4 protein-coding genes are annotated in these 4,967 nt (G+C 70.8%); all 4 read left to right on the top strand.

What is annotated here, in order from left to right:
* Positions 1-330 precede the first annotated feature (330 nt).
* Positions 331-1,506, top strand: coding sequence for a phosphoglycerate kinase (locus D180_RS12095; RefSeq protein WP_043090889.1), 1,176 nt, complete (start codon positions 331-333; stop codon positions 1,504-1,506).
* Positions 1,503-2,153, top strand: coding sequence for an HAD-IA family hydrolase (locus D180_RS12090; RefSeq protein ID WP_017912999.1), 651 nt, complete (start codon positions 1,503-1,505; stop codon positions 2,151-2,153). Before D180_RS12095 ends, D180_RS12090 begins: the two co-directional genes overlap by 4 nt.
* A gap of 237 nt (positions 2,154-2,390) precedes the next feature.
* Entirely contained in the window at positions 2,391-3,857 is a 1,467-nt protein-coding gene (pyk, locus tag D180_RS12085) for a pyruvate kinase (RefSeq protein WP_010341498.1), read from the top strand.
* Between the two features lie 105 nt (positions 3,858-3,962).
* Positions 3,963-4,967: HD domain-containing phosphohydrolase (locus tag D180_RS12080; protein ID WP_017912998.1), on the top strand; the 1,005-nt coding region annotated here is incomplete at its 3' end.

The following is a 4,967-nucleotide window of genomic DNA, read 5'->3' as shown; positions in this document are numbered from 1 at the left end:
CGACTGGAAGACCTGGCTGCTGTGGGCGCTGCTGGTCGGCGGTGCGCTGCTGGTGGTCGGTTTCGCGCTCAGCCTGCTGCGCAAACCCGGCGCCGGCGAGGGCACGGGCTGATCGATCCCGCGGCGACGGCGCGCACGCCGCGCCGCGCGCGCGGGGCAGCGCACCGTCCTCCACCGATTTGCCGCTGTGCGGCCGACGCCGGACAATGGCGGTTTCGCCGCTGCGCGGCGATCGGCCGAACGGCGTGCACCCGACGTTCCGATGCCGACGCCGATACTGCACCGATGGCGCGGTTTTCCCTTTGCAACCCCACGAAAGCGAGCAATCACATGTCCATCCTGCGAATGACCGATCTCGACCTGTCCGGCAAGCGCGTGCTGATCCGGCAAGATCTGAATGTGCCGATCGACAATGGCCTGATCACCTCCGAGCAGCGCATCCTGGCCTCGGTGCCGACGCTCAAGCACGCGCTGGAGCAGGGCGCGGCGGTGATGGTGACCTCGCATCTGGGCCGGCCCAAGGAAGGCGTGTGGACCCAGGAGGATTCGCTGGAGCCGGTGGCCATCCGCCTGGCTGCGCTGCTCGGCGTCGACGTGCCGCTGATCCGCGACTGGGTCGATGGCGTGGACGTGCAGCCCGGGCAGATCGTGCTGCTGGAGAACTGCCGCATGAACGTCGGCGAGGGCAAGGACGACGAGGCCCTGGCGAAGAAGTATGCGGCGCTGTGCGACGTGTTCGTGATGGACGCGTTCGGTACCGCGCACCGTGCGCAGGCGTCCACCCATGGCGTGATCAAGTTCGCCCCGGTCGCCGCCGGCGGCCCGCTGCTGATGGCGGAGCTGGATGCGCTGGCCAAGGCGCTGGAGCAACCGGCCAAGCCGCTGCTGGCGATCGTCGCCGGCAGCAAGGTCTCGACCAAGCTGGAGCTGCTGTCCAACCTGGTGGACAAGGTCGATCAGCTGATCGTCGGCGGCGGCATCGCCAACACCTTCATCGCCGCGGCCGGGCATGCGGTCGGCAAGTCGCTGTGCGAGCCGGATCTGCTCGACACCGCGCGCAAGATCGTGGCCGATGCCAACGCGCGCGGCGCGGCGATCCCGCTGCCCAGCGACGTGGTGGTGGCCAAGCAGTTCATGCCCGACGCCGAGGCCACGGTGAAGGCGGTCACCGACGTCGCCGACGACGACCTGATCCTGGACATCGGCCCGCAGACCGCTGCGCACTACGCCGAGCTGATCGCCAAGGCCGGTACCGTGGTCTGGAACGGCCCGGTCGGCGTGTTCGAGTTCGACGCCTTCGGCAAGGGCACCGAGACCCTGGCGCGGGCGATCGCCGCCTCGTCGGCGTTCTCCATCGCCGGCGGCGGCGACACCCTGGCCGCGGTCGACAAGTACGGCATCGCCGATCAGGTCAGCTACATCTCCACCGGCGGCGGCGCGTTCCTGGAGTTCCTGGAAGGCAAGACCCTGCCGGCGGTGGCCGCGCTGCAGGCGCGCGGCGCGTGAGCGCCGCCGACGTCCTGTTCTTCGACCTGGACGGCACCCTGGTCGATTCGGAGGCCGGCATCGTCGGCAGCCTGCGCCATGCCTTCGCCGAACTGGGCCAGCCGCTGCCGACCCCGGCGCAGTTGCGCGCCTGGATCGGCCCGCCGCTGCGCGACAGCTTCCAGCAGCACTTCGGCGGCGATGCGGCGTTGGTGGAGCAGGCGTTGACGCTGTACCGCAGCCGCTACGACAGCCACGGCTGGCGCGAGCACACGGTGTTCCCGGACATCGGCGCGGCGGTGGAGGCGATCGCCGCAGCCGGGCATCGCCTGGCGGTGGTGACCTCGAAGAACGAGCGCTTCGCGCGGCGCATCGTCGAGCAGTTGCCGTTCGGCGCTCGCTTCGAGGAGATCGTCGGTGCCAGCGACGACGGCGCGCGCCGGGCCAAGCCGGACCTGATCGCCGAGGCGCTGCGCCGGCTCTCTGTTGTGCCGGCGCAGTGCCGCATGATCGGCGACCGGCGCATGGACATCGACGGCGCGCGCCATCACGGCATGCGCAGCATCGGCGTGCTGTGGGGCTTCGGCGATGCCGAGGAGCTGCGCCAGGCCGGTGCCGATGTGCTGGCGCAGTCGCCGGCGCAGTTGCCGGCGCTCGTCGCGGCCTGAATGGGCACGTGCGCCGGTGCGTCCGGCGCACAGGGCGCTGGCTGCGCATGCTGCGTCGCCTGGCGTGAGCCTGCCCGCGCGGTGTCCGCGTGCCGGCGGCTGTTGGCGTGGCATGACCACATACTGTCCCGCATTGTCCGCACGCTATGCCGGGCCGCGCGTGCGTCTATGCCGAAATGCCATGCTGTGTGATGGGCGCGTGTGCTAGCTTTGAGCGCTTTTTCCAAGGATGCCATCATGATCGAACGCCAGCGCCGCACCAAGATTCTCGCCACCCTCGGTCCGGCCACCGACCCGCCCGGCGTGCTTGAGGATCTGTTCCGCGCCGGCGTCAACGTGGTGCGGTTGAACTTCAGCCACGGCGATCCGTCGGGCCAGGCCAAGCGCGCCGCCGAAGTGCGCGCCGCCGCGGCCCGCGTCGGCGCCGAGATCGGCATCCTCGCCGACCTGCCCGGTCCGAAGATCCGCATCGAGCGCTTCGCCCAGGGCAAGGTCTCGCTCAAGCTCGGCGACCGCTTCGACCTCATCGCCGACCCCAATGCCGCGCCGGGCGACGCCAGCCAGGTCGGCGTCAGCTACCTGGGCCTGCCGCAGGACGTGGCGCCGGGCGACGTCCTGCTGCTGGACGATGGCCTGATGCAGCTGAAGGTGGTCGAGGTGCAGGGCGAGCGCATCGTCACCAGCGTGCTCAACGATGGCGTGCTGTCCGATCGCAAGGGGCTCAACAAGCAGGGTGGCGGCCTGTCGCTGGGCGCACTGACCGAGCGCGACAAGGAACTGATCGGCATCGTCGCCAAGATCGGCGTGGACTTCATCGCGGTGTCGTTCTGCCGCAACGCCGAGGACATGAACGAGGCGCGGCGCATCGCCCGCGCGCACGGCTGTGACGCGGCGCTGGTGTCCAAGATCGAGCGCACCGAGGCGATCGAGAACCTGAGCGAGATCGTCGAGGCCTCGGACGTGGTGATGGTCGCGCGTGGCGACCTGGGCGTGGAAATCGGCGACGCCGAGCTGCCCGGCCTGCAGAAGAAGATCATCAAGGAATCGCTGGCGCAGAACAAAGTGGTGATCACCGCCACGCAGATGCTGCAGTCGATGGTGGAAAGCCCGATCCCGACCCGCGCCGAAGTGCTGGACGTGGCCAACTCGGTGATCGACGGCACCGACGCGGTGATGCTGTCGGCCGAGAGCGCCGCCGGCGCCTATCCGATCCGCGCGGTCGAGGCGATGGCGCGCATCTGCCTGGGCGCCGAGCGCCAGTTCGAGACCGAAACCGACTTCGGCATGGCCCCGCGCAACCTCGAGCGCGCCGACCAGGCCATCGCCATGGCGACGATGTTCCTGTCCCAGCATGTGGGCGTGCGCGCGATCGTGGCGATGACCGAATCCGGCGGCACCCCGCGTTACCTGTCGCGCTTCCGCGCCAAGGCGCCGATCTTCGCGGTGACCCGCCACGACGGCGCGCGCCGGCACATGGCGATGATGCGCGACGTGTTCCCGATCAACTTCGACAGCCGCGGCCTGACTCCGCGCGAGGCCGCGCGCGGCGCGATCCGCGTGCTGGTCGAAGCCGGCCTGCTGGCGCCGGGCGACCGCGTGGTGTTCACCAGCGGCGAGCACATGGAAACCCACGGCGCGACCAACACCCTGCGCCTGCTCGAGGTCGGCCCGGACGGCCGTGCCAGCGGCCTGGGCGAACTCTGAAGGACGCGGCGCGGCGGCTCCGGCCGCCGCGCCGTCGGCAATACCTGTTCGATCGCGCATGGAACGGCGCGGCGCCCTCCCGTTCCCTGATCGTGCGACACCCCCATGACGTCCCCAAGCGCGCACGCCGAACTCGGGCTGGACCTGCCCGAGCGCCCCGGCACGCATTGCCTTGAACACCTGATCCAGGCCTCGGCCACGCGCGAGCTGGTGGTCACCGAGGATATCCGCGACCGCCGCGGCATCCTGCTCGTCGCCAAGGGCCAGCGCATCAACGCCGGCCTGCGCGAGCGCCTGATCGCGCGGCGCCTGCTGCGTCCGCTGGAATCCTCGCTGGCGTTCTGCGAGGAACTGCGCCCGAGCGAAGTGCAGCTGGCCGCGCAGCGCGAACTGGACGAACACCCGCATCTGCGGCAGTTGCTGGGCGAGCAGGCGCAGCCGGTGATGGCCATGCTGGCCCGCGCCCGCACGCTGGGCGCGCCGGGCACCTTGCTCACCACCCTCGGCCAGACCCGGCCGGCCGCGTTCTCGCACGCGGTGCGGGTGGCGATGCTGGTGTCCTGGCTGGCGGCGCTGCTGTCGCGCTCGGATGCGGCGATGCGCGAGGCCGCGGAAGTCGGCCTGCTGCACGATCTCGGCGAGATGTACGTGGATCCGGTGGTGCTGGAGATTCCGGAGGCGCAGCAGGACTTCGCGCAGTGGCGCATGCGCTGCGTGCACCCGGTGATCAGCGCCGCGCTGCTGGGCGAATCCGGCGTGTACTCGGCGCAGCAGGCCGCGGCCGCGCGCGAGCACCACGAACGCATCGACGGCTCCGGCTATCCGGTCGGCGCGTCGGCGCTGTCGCCGCTGGGCCGGTTGATCTCCTGTGCCGAAGCGCTGGATGGGTTGTTCGAACGCGAGCAGGGCCATGCGCAGGCGCTGGCGCGGATGCGCATCGCGCTGCGCGTGGTGCCCGGACAGTTCCCGCGCGACGTCGTCGACCTGCTGACCGAGCGCCTGCGCGACTGCGCCCTGGAACAGGCGCCGGCGCACGATCCGCAGCACCTGCGCGAGGTGGTGGCGGCCCTGCTCGACGGCCTGGAGCGGGCGCGCGACGAGGCGTTGCGG

It is taken from the genome of Xanthomonas sp. SHU 166 (genome assembly GCF_000364685.1).
Lineage (GTDB): Bacteria > Pseudomonadota > Gammaproteobacteria > Xanthomonadales > Xanthomonadaceae > Xanthomonas_A > Xanthomonas_A sontii.
The sequence above is the reverse complement of the archived record's forward strand: the minus strand, read 5'-3'. Positions and strand labels throughout refer to the sequence as shown.

Coding starts and splice junctions, on each gene's coding strand:
- D180_RS12095 (WP_043090889.1), top strand. CDS start 331: ATGTCCATCCTGCGAATGACCGATCTCGACCTGTCCGGCAAGCGCGTG.
- pyk (WP_010341498.1), top strand. CDS start 2,391: ATGATCGAACGCCAGCGCCGCACCAAGATTCTCGCCACCCTCGGTCCG.